Annotated in this window: 24 protein-coding genes; 14 read left to right on the top strand and 10 right to left on the bottom strand. The window is 61.3% G+C overall.

The features are described 5' to 3' along the window. Window positions 1-299: 299 nt before the first annotated feature. From ACZ9IU_RS17915 to ACZ9IU_RS17895, 5 genes are all read right to left on the bottom strand, one after another. Window positions 300-1286: a WD40 repeat domain-containing protein gene (locus ACZ9IU_RS17915; RefSeq protein ID WP_038545293.1), complete on the bottom strand. Its 987-nt coding sequence runs from the start codon at window positions 1284-1286 to the stop codon at window positions 300-302. 58 nt (window positions 1287-1344) lie between these two features. Continuing rightward, window positions 1345-2463, bottom strand: coding sequence for a CobW family GTP-binding protein (locus ACZ9IU_RS17910; protein ID WP_038545290.1), 1119 nt, complete (start codon window positions 2461-2463; stop codon window positions 1345-1347). 142 nt (window positions 2464-2605) lie between these two features. Then, entirely contained in the window at window positions 2606-3004 is a 399-nt protein-coding gene (locus ACZ9IU_RS17905; RefSeq protein WP_038545288.1) for a type II toxin-antitoxin system VapC family toxin, read from the bottom strand. After that, window positions 3001-3258 carry a type II toxin-antitoxin system Phd/YefM family antitoxin gene (locus ACZ9IU_RS17900; RefSeq protein WP_038589646.1) on the bottom strand — a complete coding sequence of 86 codons (258 nt, stop codon included), beginning with the start codon at window positions 3256-3258 and terminating at the stop codon, window positions 3001-3003. The genes ACZ9IU_RS17905 and ACZ9IU_RS17900 overlap by 4 nt, the downstream gene beginning before the upstream one ends. Before the next feature lie 57 nt (window positions 3259-3315). Further along, window positions 3316-4113 (bottom strand): creatininase family protein, encoded by a 798-nt coding sequence (locus tag ACZ9IU_RS17895; protein WP_038545285.1) that lies wholly within the window; start codon window positions 4111-4113, stop codon window positions 3316-3318. A gap of 83 nt (window positions 4114-4196) precedes the next feature. Here ACZ9IU_RS17895 and ACZ9IU_RS17890 point away from each other — a divergent pair, with 83 nt between their 5' ends. Beyond that, window positions 4197-4697 (top strand): MarR family winged helix-turn-helix transcriptional regulator, encoded by a 501-nt coding sequence (locus ACZ9IU_RS17890; RefSeq protein WP_038545282.1) that lies wholly within the window; start codon window positions 4197-4199, stop codon window positions 4695-4697. Between the two features lie 109 nt (window positions 4698-4806). Next, window positions 4807-5829, top strand: a complete 1023-nt coding sequence (locus tag ACZ9IU_RS17885) for a LacI family DNA-binding transcriptional regulator (protein ID WP_038545280.1) — start codon at window positions 4807-4809, stop codon at window positions 5827-5829. Here the strand turns inward: ACZ9IU_RS17885 and ACZ9IU_RS17880 are convergent. Next, window positions 5826-6896 carry an FUSC family protein gene (locus ACZ9IU_RS17880; RefSeq protein WP_038545277.1) on the bottom strand — a complete coding sequence of 357 codons (1071 nt, stop codon included), beginning with the start codon at window positions 6894-6896 and terminating at the stop codon, window positions 5826-5828. The genes ACZ9IU_RS17885 and ACZ9IU_RS17880 overlap by 4 nt on opposite strands. Before the next feature lie 58 nt (window positions 6897-6954). Here ACZ9IU_RS17880 and ACZ9IU_RS17875 point away from each other — a divergent pair, with 58 nt between their 5' ends. Beyond that, entirely contained in the window at window positions 6955-7410 is a 456-nt protein-coding gene (locus tag ACZ9IU_RS17875) for a MarR family winged helix-turn-helix transcriptional regulator (protein ID WP_038545274.1), read from the top strand. Between the two features lie 62 nt (window positions 7411-7472). On the opposite strand, the gene ACZ9IU_RS17870 is transcribed toward ACZ9IU_RS17875, so the two are convergent. Next, complete coding sequence (locus tag ACZ9IU_RS17870) at window positions 7473-8246, bottom strand: gamma-glutamyl-gamma-aminobutyrate hydrolase family protein (RefSeq protein WP_038545271.1); 774 nt, start codon at window positions 8244-8246, stop codon at window positions 7473-7475. A gap of 306 nt (window positions 8247-8552) precedes the next feature. Here ACZ9IU_RS17870 and ACZ9IU_RS17865 point away from each other — a divergent pair, with 306 nt between their 5' ends. Beyond that, the gene (locus tag ACZ9IU_RS17865) at window positions 8553-9659 is read left to right on the top strand and encodes a TRAP transporter substrate-binding protein (RefSeq protein WP_038545268.1); all 1107 of its coding nucleotides are present in this window, start codon (window positions 8553-8555) and stop codon (window positions 9657-9659) included. Window positions 9660-9741: 82 nt separating this feature from the next. Here the strand turns inward: ACZ9IU_RS17865 and ACZ9IU_RS17860 are convergent, their stop codons facing one another. After that, complete coding sequence (locus ACZ9IU_RS17860) at window positions 9742-10389, bottom strand: FkbM family methyltransferase (protein ID WP_244447526.1); 648 nt, start codon at window positions 10387-10389, stop codon at window positions 9742-9744. Between ACZ9IU_RS17860 and ACZ9IU_RS17855 the strand changes: the two genes are divergently transcribed. Further along, window positions 10276-10878 (top strand): hypothetical protein, encoded by a 603-nt coding sequence (locus ACZ9IU_RS17855; RefSeq protein WP_244447553.1) that lies wholly within the window; start codon window positions 10276-10278, stop codon window positions 10876-10878. The genes ACZ9IU_RS17860 and ACZ9IU_RS17855 overlap by 114 nt on opposite strands. 167 nt (window positions 10879-11045) lie before the next feature. On the opposite strand, the gene ACZ9IU_RS17850 is transcribed toward ACZ9IU_RS17855, so the two are convergent. Together ACZ9IU_RS17850 and ACZ9IU_RS17845 are read right to left on the bottom strand one after the other, a co-directional pair. Next, the gene (locus ACZ9IU_RS17850; protein ID WP_038545262.1) at window positions 11046-12548 is read right to left on the bottom strand and encodes a TRAP transporter large permease; all 1503 of its coding nucleotides are present in this window, start codon (window positions 12546-12548) and stop codon (window positions 11046-11048) included. A gap of 27 nt (window positions 12549-12575) precedes the next feature. Further along, the gene (locus ACZ9IU_RS17845; protein ID WP_038545260.1) at window positions 12576-13115 is read right to left on the bottom strand and encodes a TRAP transporter small permease subunit; all 540 of its coding nucleotides are present in this window, start codon (window positions 13113-13115) and stop codon (window positions 12576-12578) included. A 317-nt stretch (window positions 13116-13432) separates the two neighbouring features. Here ACZ9IU_RS17845 and ACZ9IU_RS17840 point away from each other — a divergent pair, with 317 nt between their 5' ends. The 9 genes from ACZ9IU_RS17840 to ACZ9IU_RS17800 all read left to right on the top strand — a co-directional run bounded on the left by ACZ9IU_RS17840 (window position 13433) and on the right by ACZ9IU_RS17800 (window position 22222). Continuing rightward, window positions 13433-15754, top strand: a complete 2322-nt coding sequence (locus tag ACZ9IU_RS17840) for a putative bifunctional diguanylate cyclase/phosphodiesterase (protein ID WP_038549606.1) — start codon at window positions 13433-13435, stop codon at window positions 15752-15754. Between the two features lie 169 nt (window positions 15755-15923). Further along, window positions 15924-16682 carry an N-acyl amino acid synthase FeeM domain-containing protein gene (locus tag ACZ9IU_RS17835; protein WP_038545257.1) on the top strand — a complete coding sequence of 253 codons (759 nt, stop codon included), beginning with the start codon at window positions 15924-15926 and terminating at the stop codon, window positions 16680-16682. 189 nt (window positions 16683-16871) lie between these two features. Continuing rightward, window positions 16872-17096, top strand: a complete 225-nt coding sequence (locus ACZ9IU_RS17830; RefSeq protein ID WP_038545254.1) for an aa3-type cytochrome c oxidase subunit IV — start codon at window positions 16872-16874, stop codon at window positions 17094-17096. 86 nt (window positions 17097-17182) lie between these two features. Then, entirely contained in the window at window positions 17183-18448 is a 1266-nt protein-coding gene (locus tag ACZ9IU_RS17825) for a Re/Si-specific NAD(P)(+) transhydrogenase subunit alpha (RefSeq protein ID WP_080719210.1), read from the top strand. Then, window positions 18448-18846 carry a proton-translocating transhydrogenase family protein gene (locus ACZ9IU_RS17820; RefSeq protein ID WP_038545252.1) on the top strand — a complete coding sequence of 133 codons (399 nt, stop codon included), beginning with the start codon at window positions 18448-18450 and terminating at the stop codon, window positions 18844-18846. The genes ACZ9IU_RS17825 and ACZ9IU_RS17820 overlap by 1 nt, the downstream gene beginning before the upstream one ends. Window positions 18847-18858: 12 nt before the next feature. Then, the gene (locus ACZ9IU_RS17815) at window positions 18859-20259 is read left to right on the top strand and encodes an NAD(P)(+) transhydrogenase (Re/Si-specific) subunit beta (RefSeq protein ID WP_038545249.1); all 1401 of its coding nucleotides are present in this window, start codon (window positions 18859-18861) and stop codon (window positions 20257-20259) included. A 91-nt stretch (window positions 20260-20350) separates the two neighbouring features. Further along, window positions 20351-20521: a hypothetical protein gene (locus tag ACZ9IU_RS17810; protein ID WP_244447435.1), complete on the top strand. Its 171-nt coding sequence runs from the start codon at window positions 20351-20353 to the stop codon at window positions 20519-20521. A 10-nt stretch (window positions 20522-20531) separates the two neighbouring features. Then, window positions 20532-21497, top strand: a complete 966-nt coding sequence (locus ACZ9IU_RS17805) for an acetylxylan esterase (protein ID WP_038545243.1) — start codon at window positions 20532-20534, stop codon at window positions 21495-21497. Further along, the gene (locus ACZ9IU_RS17800; protein ID WP_038545241.1) at window positions 21494-22222 is read left to right on the top strand and encodes an esterase family protein; all 729 of its coding nucleotides are present in this window, start codon (window positions 21494-21496) and stop codon (window positions 22220-22222) included. The genes ACZ9IU_RS17805 and ACZ9IU_RS17800 overlap by 4 nt, the downstream gene beginning before the upstream one ends. Window positions 22223-22234 lie beyond the last annotated feature (12 nt).

The following is a 22234-nucleotide window of genomic DNA, read 5'->3' as shown; positions in this document are numbered from 1 at the left end:
TAGTGGTCGCGTCATAGGGCAGGGGCCGGGTCGCGAACCGGGTCGCATCCCACGGAGAGCATCCGGGCCCGTGATGGTCGTAAAGGTGAGGAAGGCGCCGTCAGGGCGCCGACCGCCGAAAGGTTCAAGGTTTCGGATCCAGACCATCCGTTACCCGCCTTTCGGAAAAAAAACCGGAGCGATCGGGCAGGCAGTACAGCCTGACACCCATACCATTTCATACACGCTGCCTGCCCATCCTCGCATGGACCAGGCCGCGGCGGAGATTTTTCCGCCGCGGTTATTCGTGCTGCAAGCTTTCAGGCTGCAATATCGATGACGCCGCAATCGCCGGCATCGGAGGAAAAGGCGACGAGCTTGCCGCTGGCGCTCCAGCTCAATCCAGTTATGCCGCCCTTGCCGGGCCGGCGTAGAAGCGCTTCCTTTGCGTCGGCAAGCCTGACGCCAAGGATCATGCCGTCGATGAAACCGATGGCGAGCACTTCCTCGGCCGGATGGAAGGCCACCGACGTGACCATGATATTGGCGCGGGTGCCGAGTTCCTGCGGCGCCTTGCCCATCGGGCCGTCCTTTGCCGAAAACGGCCAGACGATTGCCGCCGGCGCGCCCGACGAGGCAAGCCATTTGCCCTTCGGCGACCAGGAGAGAGATTTCACCTTGGCCGGATAACCAGTCATCCGCATATGGCGGTTTTCGCCCGGCTTGCCGTCGAGCTTCCAGCCGTGCAGGGCGTTTTCCTGCATGGTCGTCACCAGGAAACGTCCGTCCGGGGAGAAGGTGACGGCGTTGTGGGCGCCCTTCCATTCGAGATCGACCGGCGGGGCATTGGTGCCGATCCAGTGCAGCGAGACGCCGTTGTAACGGGCAGCCGCGATCCTGAGACCCTTGCCGGCGAAGGCGAGGCCTTCGACGCTGCGCTCTTCGGGAAATTCCTTCAGCGTGCCGTCGCTCTGCTTCACGAAGCTGGACTTGCCATGCGCATAGGCAACCGCATTCTGCGGGCCGCCGGCGATGACGCTGATCCACTTGCGGGGAGCTTCGGCGATCAGGGTCGCCTCGCCATTGCTTCCGATGCGCATCACCTTGCCGTCCTCGCCGCCGGTCAGCAGCGTGGCGCTGAAGGGATCGCGGATGCAGGTCAGCAGACCCTGATGGGCCTCCGTGACTTTCTCGCCGCCATCGAGGCGGTGGATGGTGCCGGCGGCTGTGGCGAAGAATGGAACGTCGCCGAGGAAATGCGCGGCGACGACATGGCCTTCGAGATCAAGCGGTGCGACTGTCGGCATCAGGCAGCATTTCTCCAGGGCATGATGTGGTCCGAAAACCGCTTCACACTTTTCGGCGTCATGCCGCTACCTCACATGCCCTGAAGCTCTTCTCGATCTTGTCGACATCGAGATCACGGCCGATGAAGACGAGGCGCGATTCGCGCTTTTCGCCGTCTTTCCACGGCCGCTGGTGATCGCCCTCGACGATCATGTGGACGCCCTGCACGACATAACGTTCCTCGTCGCCCTTGAAGGCGATGATGCCCTTCAGGCGCAGGATGCTCGGGCCGTCCGTCTGGGTGATCTTCTGGATCCAGGGGAAGAACCGTTCCGGGTTCATCTCGCCGCCGCGCAGCGAGATCGACTTCACCGTCACGTCATGGATCGGCGACATTTCGCCGTGGTGATGGTGGTGGTGATCATGGCCGTGATGATCGTGATCATGGTCATGTGCATGATGGTCGTGATCATGATGATGGTGGTCATGCCCATGGTCATGGTCGCAGTCCGGGCCACAGACATGGTCGTCATGGCCGTGGTCGAGGAAATGCGGATCGTTTTCGAGCGCGCGCTCCAGATTGAAGGCGCCCTGATCGAGCACGCGGGCGAGATCGACGCCGGAACGGGTGGTCTTGTAGACGCGCGCGGTCGGGTTGATGGCGCGCACGACGTCTTCGATGATCGCCAGTTCTTCCGAGGAAACGAGATCGGTCTTGTTGATGACGACGACATCGGCAAAGGCGATCTGGTCTTCGGCTTCGCGACTGTCCTTCAAGCGCAGCGGCAGGTGCTTGGCATCGACGAGGGCGACGACCGCATCGAGCTCGGTCTTGGCGCGCACGTCGTCATCCATGAAGAAGGTCTGGGCGACCGGCACCGGATCGGCAAGGCCGGTGGTTTCGACGATGATGCCGTCGAAGCGGCCCGGGCGGCGCATCAGTCCCTCGACGACGCGGATGAGGTCGCCGCGCACGGTGCAGCAGACGCAGCCATTGTTCATTTCGTAGATCTCTTCGTCCGACTCGACGATCAGGTCGTTGTCGATGCCGATCTCGCCGAACTCGTTGACGATGACCGCGTATTTCTTGCCATGGCTTTCGGAGAGAATGCGGTTGAGGAGCGTCGTCTTGCCGGCGCCGAGATAACCGGTGAGCACGGTGACGGGAACGGGCTTGACGGTGGCTGTTTCGGTCATGAAAACCTCGAGGACTTGAGAGCGCCCGATCGGCGCGGAAGCTTTGTTCGTCTCATATAAGGGCAAGCCGGGACGAGTTCAAAGGGTTTGTATGTTATAAGATCACATCGGAATTGCGACCGATGCCGGGTGATCTTGTTGCTCACGCTGACGGCGTCGCGATTGCGGAAACCACGTCCGTTCTGGCGAAGTCCTGTCCGACATAGAGAAGCGGACAATTGAATTCCTTGGCCGTCGCATAAGCGAAGCAATCGCCGAAATTGAGCGAAGCCTTGTGAAAGCCTTTGCCGAACAGAGCGTAAGCGGCCGCAGCCCGTTCTGCTCTTACAACATCCAGTTCGATGATGGTAATGGGAAGCCGGTCAATCAGGTTGGTAAGACCAGCCAGGCATTTCTTTCCACGAGCCACGATCAGTGCTTCGGTGAGAGTGGCGGCGTTGAGGAGGACCTTCGATTCCCTCGTGAGCACCTCTTGGCAGTCAAAGGCACCAATTTCATTCTTGACGATGGCGATCAACGCTGACGTGTCGACCACAATCATGCCGGCAGGCCATCGTCACCATAGAGAAAATCCTGGCTTCGCTCCGCGGGTACGTCGTTGCCATCGGGTGCAGGCGCCATTGCTCTGATCTCTTCGATCAGCGCTCTGCGTTGATCACGCGTCAGTTCCGGCTCAATGGGTACAAGCCTTGCAATCTTATGACCTCTTCGCGTGAGAACAACATCTTCTCCAGCCTCCGCGCGATGAAGGAGTTCAGTCAGACTTGCTTTGGCTTCACTCACTGAAATTTCCACGATGTGCTCCGTTGGACCAATTAGATAGTCCAACTATACGCTCGTCATGCCGTCGATTCAACTATCCTTTAATGTTCCGACATCAAACCGCGCCACATCCTCCAGCAGCTCGATAATCCCCTTCACAGCATGCGCGACCAGCATCTCACCGCGTTCCGCCGTCGCCGCAGCCGCGTTGCCGGCGACGCCCTTGGAGTTGAGGTCGGACATCTTCCAGCCGAAGGCGTGCGGGCCATAGGCGCGCAGATGCCTGAAGTCGCGGGAAAAGTCCGATTGGCGGGACGGGAAGTTTTCGGCCCTGGCCATATCGACCTTATCCGGATGGAGCGCCAGCATCACGGACGTCTCGATGTCTCCGCCGTGGATGTCGACTGCCTTGTCCTCCGGGGCGATCCAGCCGGCGGGTTGGCCGAAGCGGGTCCAGCTTGTGGCGACGACCAGCATGCCGAACCGCACCCGCGCCTCGGTCGCGACGATGGTTATGAGCGGCGAATTGCCGCCATGGGCGTTGAGCAGCACCAGCTTGCCGATGCCCTTGGCGTGAAGGTCGGCGGCAATGCCGAGCCAGCGGTAAACGGCTTCATCGAAGGCAAGCGTCTTCGTACCGGCGACATCCATATGCTCTATCGAATAACCGACGGGCTCCACGGGCAGAAACGTGACCGGCAGGTCGGCAGGCAGGGCAGGGATCAGGCGCGAGACGAGACCCTCGGCGATGAGCGTGTCGGTCTCGAACGGCAGGTGCGGTCCGTGCTGCTCGTGGGCGCCGAGCGGCAGGACGGCGATCCAGTCTCGCCTTTCTGTGGACGCAAGTGTCGTATCATTGTCATGATAGCGTGGCGAAGGGTGCGACATCTGGCGGTGGTTTCCCGGTTTCGATATGGATAGCGCGCCACAGATATAACGGCTACTTCTTTAGGGCAAAACGGGCGGAGCGAATGAGCAAGAAGAAGGGCGATAAAAAAGCCAAGTCCAGCAAGAAGAAGGAACTGGAAGGCCTGTCGGCCACCGACCTTGCGCCGGCGATCACCCAGGCCGCCCGCTCCATGCGCACAGCACTCAGCCGCAGCCTCGGCGAAAGCGGGCTTTATGCCGGCCAGGACGGCGTCATCCTGATCCTCGCGGAAGAAGACGGCATGACCCCCGGCCAGCTCGCCATACGGCTCGGCGTCAAGGCCCCGACCATGACCCGCACGATTGGCCGCATGGAAGCTCAAGGGTTTCTCGAACGCCGCGCCGACGGCACCGACGGGCGTCTTACCAAGGTGCACCTGACGGAAGCCGGATTGCAGACCGTCGAACAGATCGGCCGCTCGGTCTCCGAATGCGGCTCGATCGCTGCAAAAGGTCTCTCCGACAAGGAGATCCGAACCCTCCTCAAGCTCCTGAAGACTGTCGAACAAAATCTTCAGTCCGAATCCTCCGACGACAGAGGCTGATTTCCCTCCAGATTTTCGCGGTCACAGGATTGTCGCACGGAATTAAATTGTTTATTTAAAGTTTAATTCGAGCATCGGATAGCGATGCCGGCCATTGCGGGTGGGGGAAATGGCGCAAAAGATCAAGTTGTCGACGATTGGCGAGAGCCTTGGTCTTTCAACTGCCACGATATCGCTTGCGCTGCGCGACAGCCCGCTCGTGGCCGCCGATACCCGGGAAAAAATCAAGGAACAGGCAAGAGCGCTCGGTTATATCTACAACCGCCGGGCCGCCAGTCTGCGTACCTCGCGTTCCGGCATTATCGGCGTCGTGGTACACGACATCATGAACCCGTTCTACGGGGAAATCCTGAAGGCGATCGAAAGCGAACTCGACCGCAGCCGCCATACATTCATCCTTTCCAACCACTACGACTCGGTCGAGAAACAGCGCACCTTCATTGAAACGCTGCTGCAGCTCGGCGGTGACGGGGTGATCATGTCGCCGGCGATCGGCACGCCGATCGAGGACATGAGGCTTGCCGAAGAGAACGGCATGCCGGCCATCCTCGTGGCCCGTTCGATGGAAGGCGTCGAACTGCCGACCTATCGCGGCGACGACAGCTACGGCATTTCGCTTGCCACCAACCATCTGATCGGCCTCGGGCATCGGGTGATCGCGATGATCGGCGGCACGGACCAGACGTCGACCGGTCGCGACCGCTACCAGGGTTATGTCAACGCGCTGCGCAAAGCGGGCATCGAGGTCGATCCGAACCTGCGCATCCCCGGCCCGCGTTCGAAGCAGGGCGGGTTCGAGGCGGCGGTGCATTTCCTTTCCCTGCCGCAGAAGCCGACGGCCGCGGTCTGCTGGAACGATCTGGTAGCGATCGGCCTGATGAACGGCGTCGCCCGCGCCGGGCTGTTGCCCGGCCACGATATCTCCGTCACCGGTTACGACGATCTGGAAGAGGCGTCGATCGCGACACCGGCGCTGACGACCGTGTGGAACGGCCAGACAGAAGTCGGCCGGCTTGCGGCGCGCGCCCTGCTCGACCGCCTTGCCGGCAGCCACGAGCCGGACGGCATCCATCTGATCAAGCCGGAAATGCGCATCCGCCAATCGACCGGCGTGCACCGGCCAAGGGTTTAGGCCGCGACGGGTGCCGCCGTCTCCGGCCACAGAAAGATCGCCACCCGATTGACGAACAGCACCAGGCATGCGGCGAAGACGGTGGCGTAGAGCCGGTCCCATAATGTGGCGGCCGTCAGAACTTGATCGGCTGTGCCCATGGCCATCATCATCAGCGGCGTCATGACGATCGAATAGGCGAGATAGTTCCTGGCCCGCAGGAATGGTCGGCAGCCGCCAAGAACGGCGATGCTGAGCACATCCGCCCAGGCGGGCAGAGCAAGGAATGAAAGCAGGCCTGCGCAGCAGACGCCGAAGATGACACCGATCACCCTTTGCGTCGTCTTCCGCGGCATGCGCTCCGGCCGGCGCTCGACCAGCAGCACAAGCGTCAGCGCCGCCCAGTGAACGTCGTGGGAGGGAAAAAGCGCGTGCGCGAGCAAAACAGCGCCGAGACTGAGGACCAGCCGGATCGGATATTGCCAGCCGGCCCATTCTCCCAGCGAGCGTTTCAGCCGATTGAACTTTTGCCTGGCGGTCGGGGCACGGTTGGCTTCGACCGGCTTTTCTTCAGGCTTGCGGATGCGATCGACGACGGCGGACATGCTTATGTGCAGGATCGCCGCGAAGAGTGCGCCGCTCATGACGACGGCAAAGATCAGCAGCGGATCGGCACTCGTCGTCGCCACGATGCCGCCCACCATGATGAGATAGAAGACGAACCGCATCGACGCGGCCACCATCGCCCGGTCGAACCCGCCAACTATGCCGGCGATCCCCGCCAGCGAAAGCATCGCCACTTGGCCGGCCATGCCCAGGCGGCCGACGAGGCAGGCAAGCCCTGCGGCAATCGCCAGTGTCGCGAAGGCGGCACCCGCACTGCCGGCTTGCACCCTCAACTTGCCATGCGCTACGGTTCCGCTCATCGCCATGCCGCCGATGAGGCCGAGGCCCATGTGATGGCCCTTTGCGACCAGCAGTGCCGGTACTGCCATGGCAAGCGCCGAAACGACGATCTCGATCGCCGTCACTTCTTTTTCCGTCGACCAGCGAAAGGCTTCGGCAACGTGATTGAATGTCTTTTCCATCCGCCATCCCTCGGGCTCGCGATTGAGCAATGGCATAATAATACGCAATGCGTATCACATGTCCAGTGACGACGCCTCGACGCTGATCGTTCGCAGTGTGCTGCTGCTCGGCCGCCGGCTGCGCGCCGCGCGAGCGGAAGGCTCGGTCAGTCTGTCGACGATCGCCATGCTCGCGACACTTCATCGGTTGGGGCCGATGCCGGCGTGGCGCCTTGCGCTGGAGGAGCGGCTGCAGCCGCAATCAGTCACCCGCATCGTCGCGGCGATGGAACGCGACGGCCTCATCAGCCGCAGTCGCAACGGGCAGGACCGCCGCGAAATCGAGTTGGCACTGACGCCTCACGGTCGCACGGTTCTTTCCGAGGATATCCGCGCCCGCCGCGCCTGGCTGGAAAAGGCAATCGAAGCCTGCCTCAGCCCGGATGAGCGCGAAACGCTGATCGAGGCCTCGCAGATCATGCTGAAGCTTGCTTATGTGGAGGCGGGGGAAAGGCCGGGGGAGGACGAGGAGTAGGTTTCCCGATATCCTGCTTCATGTTGATGCTTGGCCGTCGGCAGGCTGCCACGTCGCGAGCGTCAGGCCGCCACGTTGGTCCGCGTCTTGCGGGCTGCGTAGGCGCGGACAGCCTCGCCGAAAGCGTGAAAGAGTGCCCGCGATGGTGCGTCGGTTTCGGCCCAGTATTCGGGATGCCATTGCACGCCCACGGCAAAATTCTTGGCGTCGATGACCGAAACCGCCTCGATCGTGCCGTCCTCAGCGGTCGCTTCGACCTTCAGCCGAGGGGCAGTTTCGGCGATCGCCTGGCGGTGCAGGGAGTTGACCTGGACCTCGCCTGCCAGGCCCAGATAATTGGCGATGCAGGAGCCTTCGGCAACGAACACAGGCTGGCGGATCGCGTACATGTCGTCGCGTTCCTTCAGATCGGGTTTGCGGTGGTCCCAGATGCCCGGCTGGTCCTGGATTTCGCTCGCCAGCGTGCCGCCCAATGCCACGTTCAGTTCCTGGATGCCGCGGCAGATGGCGAGCAGGGGAATGCCGCGGTCGATCGCCCGGCGGATCAGCGGCAGGGAGGTCGCGTCGCGGGCCGGATCGAAGGGGCCGTCGCCGTCGGTCGCTTCTCTGCCATAGAGCGACGGGTGGACGTTGGTCGCCGATCCTGAAACCAGCACGCCGTCGACGCGGTCGAGGATGGTATCGGTCTCGTTGCCCTCTTCGAAAGCCGGGATGATGAAGGTCATCACGTCCGCCACTTTCAACGCCGCCTGAACATACTGGTTCGGCGACGCATGCCAGATCGCTCCATCCAGTTGGCGGATGTCGGCGGGCAGGGCGACGATCGGTTTCGGCATCAGGCTCTCCAACGAAGCATGCTGTTGCGTCTGATGTCGTTGTGCCGCGGGAGGCCGGTTCAAGTCAAGTTGGAGGCGTGTTTCCGGGTCGGGCGTTGCCCAAAGAATAAGCATTGCCCCTTTGAAATGTCTGGTGAATCCAGTTTCGGCGGGACGCTACGAAAGTCTAACGATAAAAGACCTTCCCGCATTGAGGAATATTAGCTCCGGCGCTTGCAACCGCTAGACCAAAATGTTTACCTCGCCCCAGGACCGGGGGGAGTGGGAACAGATAAGCCCTACGGTTGTCTTACTGGGAGGTATTTCATGGATCGTCGTTCATTTTTCAAAAAGGCTGCCGTGACCGGCGCCGGTGCAGCTGCCGCCACGGTGCTCGCCGCTCCGGCCATCGCGCAGTCGAGCCCAAAAGTCACGTGGCGTCTGACGTCTTCATTCCCGAAGTCGCTGGACACCATCTATGGCGGCGCGGAAGACATCGCCAAGCATGTCGCCGCAGCAACCGATGGCAATTTCACCATTCAGCCGTTTGCCGCCGCCGAAATCGTACCGGCCATGCAGGCAGCGGACGCCGTCAGCAATTCGACGGTCGAAATGTGCCATACCTGCTCCTATTATTTCGTCGGCAAGGATCCGACATTCGCGATCGGCACCGCCATCCCGTTCGGCCTCAATGCCCGGCTGAACAATGCCTGGTTCTACCAGGGCAACGGCAATACGCTGATGAACGAATTCTATGCCAAGCATAACATCTACGGCATGCCCGCCGGCAATACCGGCGCACAGATGGGCGGCTGGTTCCGCAAGGAAATCAACACGGTCGACGACTTCAAGGGCGTCAAGATGCGCATCGCCGGCATTGCCGGTAAGGTGCTGGAAAAGCTCGGCGCAGTGCCGCAGCAGATCGCCGGCGGCGACATCTATCCGGCGCTGGAAAAGGGCACGATCGACGCGGCCGAGTGGGTCGGCCCCTATGACGACTACAAGCTCGGCTTCTACAAGGTTGCCAAGTACTACTACTATCCGGCCTTCTGGGAAGGCGGCCCGACCATCCATGCCTTCGTCAACCTGGAAAAGTGGAATGCGCTCCCGAAGGCCTATCAGGCGGCACTGACCGATGCCTGCGCCTTCGCCAACACCAACATGATGGGCAAATACGACGTGAAGAACCCCACGGCGATCAAGCAGATCGTTTCGCAGGGCACGACGCTTCGCCCCTTCAGTCAGGAAATCCTCGAAGCCTGCTACAAGGCCACTCTCGAGGTCTACAAGGACATCTCGGCGACCAATGCCGATTTCAAGAAGGTCTACGAAGATCAGGTCGCCTTCAAGAAGGAAGCCTATCTCTGGATGCAGCTGTCGGAATATACCTACGACACCTTCATGATGATCCAGCAGCGAAACGGCAAGCTCTGATCACAGGTCAGGCAGTTCCTGATATCGAAGCCCCGGATCGAGAGATCCGGGGCTTTTGTCTGGCGGGTACCGGGGGATCGGTTCAAATGGCAAGGGCGGCCGAAGGGCGGTTCGTGAAGCGGCTGAACGTATCCTGCGATGGGAATGCCAGTATGTTTTCGTAGGTGCGCGGCTCGGGACGGTCGAACCGGTTCAGAACCGGTGCGCCGCCATGGCGGAAGTTCCATTTCAGCTTTTCCAGTGTGGAAGCCGATTCAGGCGCATATTCCAGATCATAGAACTGGTAATCCGGCAGGCAGGCGGCGAGCTTGCCGAAGTCATCCGGTGCCGCGAGATGGCCGTGGAACTCGAAGGACACGATCGGCCGGTTGAAGGCGATCGTCGAACGCAGTCCTTTCAGAACCCGCAGCTCGAACCCCTCGACATCTATCTTGATGAAATCGACCCTGGTTATTCCGAGGCGCCGGATGAGCTTGTCCGCTTCGAAAACCGGCAGGCGCAGGATACGGCTATGTCCCGATGGCCGGTCATCCTCCACGAAGCCGCTGGCGCCGAGGTTGCCTTCGAGATTTTCGCGGAACATGAGCGTGTCGTCGCAATCGCCGAGAGCCGCCTGATGCAGTCGAATGTTATCGAGCCGGTTCGAGCGAATGTTTTCGGTCAACCGCCTGAAGACATCGGGATTGGGCTCGAAGCAATGGATCTCGGCGAAGTCTCGATTGAGGTGAATGGCGTGGTTGCCGATATTCGCGCCGATATCGAGCGCGACGGCATCAGGCTCGAAGCGGCCTTGCAGGAATTCCAGAAACCGTCCCTCAAACCAGCCTTCGACGAAGATAGCCTCGTCGATACTTTGTGCAGGATCGAGGTTGAAGATGTATCCCCGGTTGGTGCGATGGGTGAATACGTCGCTCTCTCTGGCAAACTGTCTGCGCCGCAACGGCTCGACTATGGTCCGATCGATCGACCTTCGCACGACGTACATCGCATTCGGCAATACGTGGTTCATCTGCATGTCGTGCCCCCGACCGATCCAGCCAAACCGGGTTCTGGCCTGGCGACGGCAAACCCGGCGCGCGATGCCGCCCGCGCCAAGTTTTATACGCTCAGTAAGCCGGTTAGTACGTCTACCAAAGTGTTAGCGGCAACGGGATTTCGCGTCGAGCCTCCACCGGCATACCGCTTTTTCGGTAGAGGAAGGGCCGAAAGACGCCTTTGACGCGGGCCTCCAAGCAACGTCTTCGCTTGCGTTTGCCGCTGTCGCCGGGGGAAATCGGAGGAGCGGCCTGCCCTGTTGGGCAATAATAGAAAAGGAGGACAGGGCGCCAACCCTGTCCTCCTTTTTCGGAAATATACTTAGCGACAACTGGACGGAAAAAGCCGCCCTTACGGGTTGATCTTCGGGGGCTGGCCGAAGTTCGGCATGCCGGGCAGTCCCTGCTGGCTGGGCTGGGCCGGAGCGCCGTCCATCGGCGGCAAGCCGAAATTCGGCATCTGGTTGCCGCTGCCGTTGCCGAAGCCGGGGATTTCGATCTTGATCGTATTGAGGTCGACGTCCGGCGACTTATCCAGCCAGTAGGTGACCGACTCGGGCCAGAAGATGATGATGCCGACCAGGATGAGCTGCATGCCGAGCCACGGAATGGCGCCGAGGTAGATGTCCTTGGTCTTGACGCTCTTCGGGGCGATCGAGCGCAGGTAGAACAGCGCAAAGCCGAAGGGCGGGTGCATGAACGAGGTCTGCATGTTGACGCAGAGCAGCACCCCAAACCAGATCAGGTCGATGCCAAGCGCGTTCGCCACCGGCGCCAGCATCGGCAGGACGATGAAGGCGATTTCGAAGAAATCGAGGAAGAAGGCGAGGAAGAAAACGAAGATGTTGACGAAGATCAGAAAGCCGACCGCGCCGCCCGGGACGTGAGACAGCAGGAATTCGATCCACAGTCCGCCGTCCATGCCCTGGAAGACAAGGCTGAAGCAGGTGGCGCCGACCAGGATGAAGACCACCATGGAGGTGATCGTCATGGTCGAATGCATGCCCTGCTTGATCAGGTCCCAGGTGAGGCGGCGGTGCATGGCGGCAAGCACCATGGCGCCGACGACGCCAAGAGCGCCGGCTTCGGTCGGGGTGGCCAGGCCCATGAAGATGGTACCGAGCACGAGGAAGATCAGCACGATCGACGGGATCATGCCCCAGAGGACCTTGAAGACCAGCGCCGCATTGAGTTCACCGCGGGCTTCCAGCGGCAAAGCGGGCACGTCCTTCGGGCGGAAGATCGACATGGCGAGGATGAACAGCAGGAAGATCACCACCTGCAGGATCGACGGGCCGATCGCGCCGAGATACATGTCGCCGACCGAACGGCCGAGCTGGTCGGCAAGGACGATCAGCACGAGCGACGGCGGGATGACTTGGGTGATCGTGCCGGATGCGGCGATGACGCCTGTCGCAATCCGCGGATTGTAGCCGTATTTCAGCATGATCGGCAGCGAGATCACGCCCATGGTGATGACCGAGGCGGCGACCGTGCCGGTGATCGCGCCAAGGATGGCGCCGACCAGGATGACCGCATAGGCGAGACCGCCGGGAATGGCGCCGAACAGCTTGCCGGTGCCTTCGAGCAAGTCTTCGGCAAGGCCGCAGCGCTCAAGCACCGCTCCCATGAAGGTGAAGAAGGGGATGGCGAGCAGGAGATCGTTGGAGACGATCCCGAAGATGCGGAACGGCAGCGCCTGCATGAAGGCGAATTCGAAATGGCCGGTGGCGATGCCGAGAAGGCCGAAGAACAGGCCGACGGCGGACAGCGAGAAGGCGACAGGGAACCCGTAGAGCATGAAAATGATCATGCCAAGGAACATTGCCGGCGGCATTATACCGTATTCGAACATGAGCGGCTTATTCCCCCGAAATTCTTGTTATTGAAGCGGCTTTTCGTAGGTCGTATCGACCTGGAGGACGCCCATGAGGCCGGCGATGCGCTTTACCAGTTCGGAAAATCCCTGCAGCGCCAGCAGGCTAAAGCCCGCGACGATGATCAGCTTGACCGGCCAGCGGATGAGGCCTCCGGCATTCGAAGACACCTCGCCCTGCGCCAAGGAAAGCGAGAAGAAGGGCCAGGAGAGCCAGGCGAGGTAAAGGCAGGCCGGAATGAGGAAGACGATCAGGCCGATCGCATCGATCCACAGCCGGGCGCGATCGGAAACGGCGCCGTAAATCAGGTCGACGCGGACGTGCTCGTTCAGCCGCAGCGTGTGGGAAGCGCCGAGCAGCACGATGAAGGCGAAGAGATACCACTGGATTTCAAGCCAGCCGTTGGAGCTGTAGTTGAAGAGGTAGCGGATGATGGCGTTGCCGGCGCTGATGAGCGTGCAGGCGAGGACCATATAGCCTGAAAATTTGCCGAGGATTTCGCTCACGCGATCGATGAGACCGCTGATCTTCAACAGTGCAGCCATGCTTTCCCCAATTCCAACAGGTCTCTCTTACCCCGCCCGTTCTTGGATGGCGATGTAAACGAAGGTCTAAGAAAAGGAAAGTCCCAACAAGTCAGGTTTTCGTCTATAAAAAGCCGGGATCGCAGGGTGTTTGTGCAGGCTCCGGAGGGGTTGCGCCTGTGCCGAAGGTTGCCTCCTTGAAATTTTAACCATCTCGTTGTCAATTTGTTCAGCAAACTCTCAAGAACCCCCCAATGAAAGGGGGTTACGTGGCTCGTGAACAAGCAATTTTTAAAGGGTTTCCCGCAGTGTCGACCGGAAGACAAGGGATGAACCCGATGAAAGAGACAGAAGCGAAGACGCTGTCGACGGATGTGTATCTGTCGTTCGTCACGTCGCTATTTGGAAATCGCGGCACATTGTGGACCGGCGTGGTCGTTCACGTCCTGTGGTGCCTGCTCGTTTTCCATTACAGCGGTGCGCAATTCTATCTCCTGTTCGCCTGCGGTTTCGCGGCCGTCTTTGCCTATCGCATGTACTGGTTCCAGCGGTTCGACAAGGTGGACAAGGCGTCGCTCACCTATGACGGCATCGCCGCCTGGGAGCAGCAATATGTGATCGGGGCGTTCCTGGCTGCCTTTCTGCTCGGCATCGCCAGCGGCTATGCCCTGCTCGTGCTGGAAAACCCGTTCGTCGGCTTCACCTGCATCGCCATGACGCTCGGCTCGATGATGTCGATCGTCGGCCGCAACTACGGCTCGCGCATCGCCGTCGACCTCCAGACGCTCGGCTGCTGCGGCCCGATCCTGATCGCCTGCCTGTTCACCGAGGACCTGCACCTCGCTCTGATGTCGCTGCTGCTCATCCCCTTCGGTCTCACCACGCGGTCGATGGCCAACGGCGTGCGCGAGTTCCTTTATGAAAACGTCATCGCCTCGCGGAAGATGGCGATCATCGCCGGCCGCTTCGATATCGCCTTGAAGACGATTTCCCACGGCCTGGTGATGCTCGACGGCGAAGGCAAGATCCAGGTGATCAACCGCCGCGCCCGCGATCTGCTCGGTCTCGACAAGAAGAGCGACCTCAAGGACCGCGATTTCGCCGCCGTGCTCTGCGAAGATGCGGAAAATGCGCCGGAAACCATCCTGCGGCAGCTTTCCAAGCTCGCAGACGGCTCGCTCGAACGCGCGCTCTTCAAGTTCAAGGACGACCGCCATCTCGAATTTTCGGTCAGCCCCCGTTCCGACGGTGGCGTCGTGCTGATCTTCGAAGATGTCACCGCCCGTCTCGCCGCCGAGGAGAAGGTGCTGCACATGGTGCGGTTCGACGCCCTGACCGGCCTGCCGAACCGCGGTCATTTCGCGGATCTTGCCACCAAGAAGCTGAAGCGCCGCGGCGAAGCCCTGGCAGCACTCGCCGTGTTCGACGTCGACGGCTTCAAGCATGTCAACGACCTGCGCGGCCATGTGATCGGCGACCGGTTGCTCGCGGCGATCTCGGCCAGGCTTTCGGCAATGAAGACCGACGGCCTGCTGGCAGGCCGCCTGGTCGGCGACGAATTCGTCGTGCTGCTGACCGGCGGCGACGACGATTGCGAGCTGGAGCGCCAGGTGCGTCGAATTCACGCCGAGATCCAGGGCGACTATTATGTCGACGGACTTCGCCTTCCCGTTTCGATGAACAGCGGCTGCGTCGTGCTGCCGTCGCAGGACTTCGATATGGAAAACTGGCAGATCAAGGCGGATCTTGCCCTCAACCATGCGAAATCGACCGGCAACGGCACGCTGACGGCGTTCCGTTCGGAGATGGACGCCCAGTATATCGACGAGCAGAAGCTTCGTGTCGACCTCCGCCAGGCGATCGAGAACCGCGGTCTGCATGTCGTCTACCAGCCGATGTATCGCCCCGACGGCTCCGGCATCGAATGCAGCGAGGCACTGGTGCGCTGGCGCCATCCGGAGCGCGGCATGGTCGGGCCGAATGTCTTCATCCCTATGGCCGAGGATATGGGGCTCGTTTCGCATATCACCCATCTGGTGCTCGACCAGGCCTGCCGCGACTGCGCGACCTGGCCGGAGCCGATGGCCGTCTCCGTCAACCTCTCGATCCAGGACCTGCGCAACGACGATATCGTCGGTTACGTGGCGGACGTGCTGAAGCGTTATTCGGTCGATCCGTCGCGGCTGCATCTCGAGGTGACGGAAAGCTGCTTCATGGACGAGCCGGTGGCGGTCAGCGCCATCCTCAACCAGTTCCGCGTGACCGGCGTGACGATCGCCATCGACGATTTCGGCACCGGCTTCTCGAGCCTCAGCTATCTGGATTCCCTGCCGCTCGACGTGGTCAAGATCGACCGTGCGTTCATTCGCAATATTGTCGAGGACCAGCGCAAGCTGAAGCTCCTGCGCGGCATCGTGCATCTGTCCCGGGAGCTCGGCCTCAAGATCGTCGTCGAAGGCGTGGAGACGAAGGAGCAGCTCGCGCTGGTCAATCGCCATCGGTTCTCCGACCTAGTCCAGGGGTACGTGTTTTCGATGCCGGTGGCTTCCGAAAAGATCATCGAATTGGCTGCCGAGGGCGCTTCCGCGGCCAAGCTCTCGGCCGTTCGGCGTGGTGCCAAAAGCGCACAGGCCTCGCCTCTTCGGGCCGCGGCGCGTTAAACTCCGCTTAAAATCAGGACAGTGTTAACGGTTTTGGGACGTTAGGAAACGTCCGTTAACCGTTTGTTAACCATATCATTTAGAATTTTACTCAATTCGCGTATCATTCATTGCGGGCTATGGGTCTTTTAGGGTTAATCCTTGGTTAAAGCCCATGGAACAAAACCCAATGCCAATAGATAAGTCCTTTTCGGACGGAAACTTTTCAGCCAAGCTTCTCTCCACCCTCGACCATGTCGAATACCGACGGATCGAGAGCAACGAGGATTTCGAAGATATCGCCCGGCTTCGATACAGGGCCTACAAGACACACAACGTGCTGCCGGTCGCGGCGACCAAGCTCATCGACGAGATCGACTTCGACAAGAATGCGCATGTCTTCGGCGTCTATTACGACGAGGAACTTGTCAGTACGATCCGCCTCCACCACGTCACGCCGGAGCATCGGGTCTGCCAGTCGATCAGCATTTTCCCGGAAGCCGTGAATGGCCTTCTCGATGCCGGCATGACGCTGATCGACTCGGCGCGTTTTGCGATAGCCCCGGAATATGCCAGCGAACTTTCGGCCATGCCTTACCTGACGGTGCGGCTGACGCCGGTTGCGGCGATCTATTTCGATGCGGACCGCGTGCTGCAGCCGATCCGTCCGGCGCATGCGGCATTTTACCGCCGGTTCTTCTATGCCCAGCCGGTCGTGCCGCCGCGGCGGATCCCGCAATACGATTTCGATCTGATGCTGCTCGCCTCGCAGACCCGCGAACTGCGCTCCAAGATGATGAAGCGCTTCCCGGCATTCCAGTCGGAGGCCTACGAGCGCCGTCTGCTGTTTGCACGCTCCTCGAATTTCGACACCGCGCCGCTTACCATCCTGCCGACGGCCCGTATCGCCGGCCGCCCGAACTCCCCCGAAATGTCCTACCTCACCTGAAGGTCGCGCTTCGGCGTACCGGAAGCCATTGTGGCGGCATTGCGCTTTCCTGCCGCTTTGTGTAAGGCCTGAAGAGACGCCGATCCTGCCGCACGACGGCATGATTCCGGATGTCGACACGGGTTTTCCCGCACGCGCAGACGCTTTGATCAAGCGGACCGCGTGCGGCTGATGAAGGAGACGGGACTGATGGACAATCACCATAGCGGGCCGGTGGAAACGGGTGCTCCGATGGACTATTCGGAACACGACAAGACCTACAACGCCTTCCTCGCCGGTGCGAAATGGGGCACGATGGTCATCGTCGTCCTGATGATCGCCATGGCTGCCGGTTTCTTCGGCGGTGCGGGCTTCATTGGCAGCCTCCTCGTTTTCATCATTCTCACTATAGCCGGCGTTTTCCTGCTGCGTTGATCCGGTTCGGCCAACCCGGCCACCGGCTTTGAGGCAGGGCGAAGTTTTTCGCCCGCCTTGCGATATCGACTGGGAGGAGACAGTCTTTGCCGAAGATCGTATTTGTATGCCGTGAAGGTTCCGACGAACCGCGCGTCGCCGCTTCGCCCGAGAGCGTCAAGCGGCTCACCGGCCTCGGGCTCTCGGTCGTGATCGAGAGCGGCGCAGGCCTTGCCTCCGGTGTTCGCGATGTGGATTTCGAAGCCACCGGTGCCCGCATAGCCGGTGCCGGCGAGGTCGGCTCGGCCGATATCATCCTTCGGGTCAACCGGCCTACGGCGACCGAGATGGCGTCCTACAGACCAGGCGCCGTCGTGTTTGCGGTCATGGATCCCTACGGCAACGAGGCCGCTCTTGCGGACATGGCGAAAGCCGGGCTCACCACGTTTGCCATGGAACTGATGCCGCGCATCACCCGCGCCCAGTCGATGGACGTGCTTTCTTCCCAGGCGAACCTTGCCGGGTATCGCGCCGTCATCGACGCATCCCATGAATACGGCCGCGCCATGCCGATGATGATGACCGCCGCCGGCACCGTTCCGGCCGCAAAAGTCTTCGTCATGGGCGCCGGTGTCGCCGGCCTGCAGGCGATCGCCACGGCCCGTCGTCTCGGCGCCGTGGTTTCGGCGACCGACGTGCGCCCCGCTGCCAAGGAACAGGTCGCCTCGCTCGGCGCCAAGTTCATCGCGGTCGAGGACGAGGAATTCAAGGCGGCCGAAACGGCTGCCGGTTACGCCAAGCCGATGTCGGAAGCCTACCAGGCCAAACAGGCGGCTCTGGTTGCCGAGCATATCGCCAAGCAGGACATCGTCATCACGACGGCCCTCATTCCCGGCCGTCCTGCGCCCAAACTGGTGTCGCGGGCCATGCTGGCTTCGATGAAGCCGGGTTCGGTGGCGGTCGACCTCGCCGTCGAGCGCGGCGGCAATATCGAGGGCTCCGAAAAGGGCAAGGTTGCGGATGTCGAGGGCGTCACCGTCATCGGTTATGCCAATGTCGCCGGCCGCATCGCCGCCTCCGCTTCGGCGCTTTATGCCCGCAACCTGTTCGCCTTCATCGAGACTATGGTCGACAAGGGCACCAAGGAGTTTGCGGTCAATCCCGAGGACGAGCTCGTCAAGGCGACGATGCTGACCCATGGCGGACAGGTCGTGCATCCCAATTTTGCGGCAGCTGCGGCCGCATTTGTCGTTGACGCTTCCGTTGCTGCGCCAACCGCAGCCCCGGCAGCCGGACCGGCCCGCGCCCGCAAAAAGCCTGCCGCCGTTGACGCCGAAAGAGGCGGGGACGCCACAGCCGAGGAGAAGCTTTGATGGCCAGTGAAGCAATGGACAAGGCGCTGGAACAGCTCGATCAGGCCGTGACCGCCGTGATGAGCGCTGCCGCCCAGGCGCCGGAAGCCGCGAGTGCTGCAACCGGTGGGGCGATCGATCCATTCGTGTTTCGGCTGGCGATCTTCGTGCTGTCGATCTTCGTCGGTTATTACGTGGTCTGGTCGGTGACGCCGGCGCTGCATACGCCGCTGATGGCGGTCACCAACGCGATCTCTTCGGTTATCGTCGTCGGCGCGCTGCTTGCGGTCGGCATATCGGCGAGCGGCTTTGCGACCGGCTTCGGTTTCGTGGCGCTGGTGCTCGTTTCGGTGAACATCTTCGGCGGCTTCCTGGTGACCAGCCGGATGCTCGCCATGTACAAGAAAAAAGATCGCTGAGGGTTCGGATACATGTCGCAGAGCCTCGCAGCCTTCCTCTATCTCGTCTCCGGCGTGCTGTTCATTATGGCGCTCCGGGGCCTTTCCCACCCGACGACCAGCCGCAAGGGCAATGTCTACGGCATGGTCGGCATGGGTATCGCCATCGTCACCACGCTGCTGCTTGCCACGCCGACGTTCGGCGGCTTCATCCTGATCGTGCTGGCGCTCAGCCTCGGCGGTGGGGCAGGGGCTTATATCGCCCGCACCATTCCGATGACGGCGATGCCGCAGCTCGTCGCCGGCTTCCACTCGCTAGTCGGCTTTGCCGCTGTGATGGTGGCGGCGGCAGCACTTTATGCGCCGGATTCCTTCGGCATCGGCGCGATCGGCCATATCCACGGCCAGGCGCTGATCGAGCTGGCGCTCGGCGCGGCGATCGGCGCGATCACCTTTACCGGCTCGGTCATCGCCTTCCTGAAGCTCGACGGGCGGATGTCCGGCAAGCCGATCATGCTGCCCTACCGGCACGCCATCAATATCGGCCTGCTGGTGCTGGTCGTCGTCTTCATTTTCGGTCTGGTGCAGACCGAAAGCCATTTCGACTTCTGGCTCGTCGTGGTGCTGGCATTGGCGCTCGGCGTTCTCCTGATCGTGCCGATCGGCGGCGCCGACATGCCGGTCGTCGTCTCGATGCTGAATTCCTATTCCGGCTGGGCCGCCGCCGGCATCGGGTTCACGCTTGGCAATCTCGCGCTGATCATCACCGGTGCGCTGGTCGGCTCCTCGGGCGCGATCCTTTCCTACATCATGTGCAAGGGGATGAACCGGTCCTTCATCTCCGTCATCCTGGGTGGCTTCGGCGGCGAGACGGCGTCTGCTGCCGGCGACGACGGCGTGCAGCGGACCGTCAAGCAGGGGTCGGCCGACGATGCGGCCTTCCTGATGCAGAACGCCGAGAAGGTGATCATCGTGCCGGGTTATGGCATGGCCGTTGCCCAGGCCCAGCATGCGCTGCGAGAACTCGCCGATACGCTGAAAAGCCACGGCGTCGAGGTCAAATACGCGATCCATCCGGTCGCCGGCCGCATGCCGGGCCATATGAACGTGCTGCTCGCCGAAGCCAACGTGCCCTATGACGAGGTCTTCGAACTGGAAGACATCAATGCGGAGTTCGCACAGGCCGACGTCGCCTATGTCATCGGCGCCAACGATGTCACCAACCCTGCGGCCCGCGACGACAAGACCTCGCCGATCTACGGCATGCCGATCCTCGACGTCGACAAGGCCAAGACCTGCCTGTTCGTCAAGCGGTCGCTCGGCTCGGGCTATGCCGGCATCGACAACACGCTGTTCTACAAGGATGGCACGATGATGCTGCTCGGCGATGCCAAGAAGATGACCGAGGACATCGTCAAGGCGATGAAGCACTGACGCCAGTTGAGTGGCGAACATGGAGCCCGGCAGTGCCGGGCTTTTTTGTGAAGACGGATCGTGCGACATTGGAAGGGAGCGGGAGGCCAGAATGGCGAAGATTGCCGATCAGACACGCGCTGCCGAAAAGCTTTCGCAGCGAGAATCGCAACAGCCTGCCTCTCAAGCCGCCCGTGAAGAGGCTTTGAGACGATTGGAAAAATTCCGTGGCAGGCTTCCCGAAGACTTTGTTTTCGACCAGGACGAGGCAAATCTCCGGTAACCTCTCAGGCATGACCATCCCCCCCAAGCACCCTTATGATTTCGATCCCACCTATGGCATGGGGCTGAAGGAGCTTCAGGCGGTGGTGCCGCCCGCGGCGCCGGAGGGTTTCGATGCGTTCTGGAAGGACCGCTATCGGCGGGCGATGGCCGTCGATCCGGAGCCTGGCCTGCGCAAGAGCGGGCTCGACCATCCGAAATGGCATGTCTTCGACATCGCCTATATGTCGACCGGTCGGTTTCCGATCGGCGGCTGGCTTCTTCTGCCGCGGCGGAGGGAGATCAGGCGTGGGCTGGTGGTCGGTCATGGATATGGCGGGCGCGACGCGCCGGATCTCGATATTCCGGTCGAGGAGACAGCCGTCCTGTTTCTCTGCTTTCGAGGCATGTCGCGCAGCACCCGCCCGCCGATCTCGCCGGATTCGCAGTGGCACGTGCTGCACGATATCGACAAGCCGGACCGGTACATTATCGGCGGCTGCGTCGACGACCTTTGGGTCGCGGTGAGCATGCTGATCGCCCTCTATCCCTGGCTTTCCGGCCATGTCGGCTACAGCGGCATCAGTTTCGGCGGCGGCATCGGCGGGCTTGCCATTCCCTTCGACAACCGGATCGATCGGGGGCATCTGTCGCTGCCGACCTTCGGGCATCAGGAATTGCGGCTGAAGCTGAAAAGCATCGGCAGCGCTGCCTCGGTCCAGGCCTATCAGGCGAAATACGGCAATGCGCTGAAGACGCTGCGCCTGCATGATTCGGCGGTGGCGGCGAGCCGCATCACCGTGCCGATGCTGACGAGCGTCGCGCTATTCGATCCCGCGGTTGCGCCGCCCTGCCAGTTCGCCGTCGCCAACGCAGTTCCGAAATCGAAATTTAATGAAATCTTCATCCTGGATGCCGGACATTTCGACTATCCTGGTAGCATGTTGCAAGAGGCGGCGCTTCGCGAGAAGGCCGGACAGTTCTTCAAGGTGTCATGAACCGCGAATATCTGCGCTGGTACAGCCAGCGGCTCCATCGAGACATGGAACTCCTGGTGTTCGGCCATGCCGGCGCCAAGGTGCTGATGTTCCCGACCCGCGAGGGGCGTTTCTGGGAATATGAAGAGCTTGGCATCGTCGGAAGCCTGGCAGACAAGATCCGGGCCGGCCAGTTGCAGCTCTATTGCGTCGACGGATTGGCGACCGAGACCTTCTACGACGCAAGGCAGCATCCGTCGGTGCGCATCCGCAGGCATGCGGCATTCGAGGATTATATCCTCAACGAGGTCCTGCCGCTGATGGCCGACCGGAACGGGCATGACTGCACGATCGTTCAGGGCTGCAGCCTCGGTGCCTTCCAGGCGGCCAGCATCGTCTTTCGCCATCCGCACCTGTTCCGCAAGCTCGTCGCGTTTTCCGGTCGTTACGACCTGACGCTGAAGGTCGAGGCGTTCGACGACCTGATGGACGGTTATTACGACGAGACCGTCTATTTCCACACCCCGTCGCATTTCCTGCCCGGCATCACCAGCGAATGGCAGATCGAAAGGCTGCGGCAGGTGGAGATCGTGCTGACGATCGGCGATGCCGACCCTTTCCTCGACAACAACCAGCATCTCAGCCGGGTTCTTTCCGAGAAGGGCGTCGGGCATCGGATGCATGTCTGGGACGGGCGCGCCCACCGGGCCGGTGCCTGGCGCAAGATGGCGGCGCTTTATATCTGAGGCGGGTCGGCT

This window comes from Mesorhizobium sp. USDA 4132 (genome assembly GCF_056279545.1).
This window is presented reverse-complemented; position numbering and strand designations above follow the sequence as displayed.

Excerpts from the sequence above, each read along its gene's own strand:
- ACZ9IU_RS17915 (WP_038545293.1), bottom strand. The coding sequence starts at position 1,286 with ATGCCGACAGTCGCACCGCTTGATCTCGAAGGCCATGTCGTCGCCGCG.
- ACZ9IU_RS17910 (WP_038545290.1), bottom strand. The coding sequence starts at position 2,463 with ATGACCGAAACAGCCACCGTCAAGCCCGTTCCCGTCACCGTGCTCACC.
- ACZ9IU_RS17905 (WP_038545288.1), bottom strand. The coding sequence starts at position 3,004 with ATGATTGTGGTCGACACGTCAGCGTTGATCGCCATCGTCAAGAATGAA.
- ACZ9IU_RS17895 (WP_038545285.1), bottom strand. The coding sequence starts at position 4,113 with ATGTCGCACCCTTCGCCACGCTATCATGACAATGATACGACACTTGCG.
- ACZ9IU_RS17890 (WP_038545282.1), top strand. The coding sequence starts at position 4,197 with ATGAGCAAGAAGAAGGGCGATAAAAAAGCCAAGTCCAGCAAGAAGAAG.
- ACZ9IU_RS17885 (WP_038545280.1), top strand. The coding sequence starts at position 4,807 with ATGGCGCAAAAGATCAAGTTGTCGACGATTGGCGAGAGCCTTGGTCTT.
- ACZ9IU_RS17880 (WP_038545277.1), bottom strand. The coding sequence starts at position 6,896 with ATGGAAAAGACATTCAATCACGTTGCCGAAGCCTTTCGCTGGTCGACG.
- ACZ9IU_RS17875 (WP_038545274.1), top strand. The coding sequence starts at position 6,955 with ATGTCCAGTGACGACGCCTCGACGCTGATCGTTCGCAGTGTGCTGCTG.
- ACZ9IU_RS17870 (WP_038545271.1), bottom strand. The coding sequence starts at position 8,246 with ATGCCGAAACCGATCGTCGCCCTGCCCGCCGACATCCGCCAACTGGAT.
- ACZ9IU_RS17865 (WP_038545268.1), top strand. The coding sequence starts at position 8,553 with ATGGATCGTCGTTCATTTTTCAAAAAGGCTGCCGTGACCGGCGCCGGT.
- ACZ9IU_RS17855 (WP_244447553.1), top strand. The coding sequence starts at position 10,276 with ATGCAGTCGAATGTTATCGAGCCGGTTCGAGCGAATGTTTTCGGTCAA.
- ACZ9IU_RS17850 (WP_038545262.1), bottom strand. The coding sequence starts at position 12,548 with ATGTTCGAATACGGTATAATGCCGCCGGCAATGTTCCTTGGCATGATC.
- ACZ9IU_RS17845 (WP_038545260.1), bottom strand. The coding sequence starts at position 13,115 with ATGGCTGCACTGTTGAAGATCAGCGGTCTCATCGATCGCGTGAGCGAA.
- ACZ9IU_RS17840 (WP_038549606.1), top strand. The coding sequence starts at position 13,433 with ATGAAAGAGACAGAAGCGAAGACGCTGTCGACGGATGTGTATCTGTCG.
- ACZ9IU_RS17835 (WP_038545257.1), top strand. The coding sequence starts at position 15,924 with ATGCCAATAGATAAGTCCTTTTCGGACGGAAACTTTTCAGCCAAGCTT.
- ACZ9IU_RS17830 (WP_038545254.1), top strand. The coding sequence starts at position 16,872 with ATGGACAATCACCATAGCGGGCCGGTGGAAACGGGTGCTCCGATGGAC.
- ACZ9IU_RS17820 (WP_038545252.1), top strand. The coding sequence starts at position 18,448 with ATGGCCAGTGAAGCAATGGACAAGGCGCTGGAACAGCTCGATCAGGCC.
- ACZ9IU_RS17815 (WP_038545249.1), top strand. The coding sequence starts at position 18,859 with ATGTCGCAGAGCCTCGCAGCCTTCCTCTATCTCGTCTCCGGCGTGCTG.
- ACZ9IU_RS17810 (WP_244447435.1), top strand. The coding sequence starts at position 20,351 with ATGGCGAAGATTGCCGATCAGACACGCGCTGCCGAAAAGCTTTCGCAG.
- ACZ9IU_RS17805 (WP_038545243.1), top strand. The coding sequence starts at position 20,532 with ATGACCATCCCCCCCAAGCACCCTTATGATTTCGATCCCACCTATGGC.
- ACZ9IU_RS17800 (WP_038545241.1), top strand. The coding sequence starts at position 21,494 with ATGAACCGCGAATATCTGCGCTGGTACAGCCAGCGGCTCCATCGAGAC.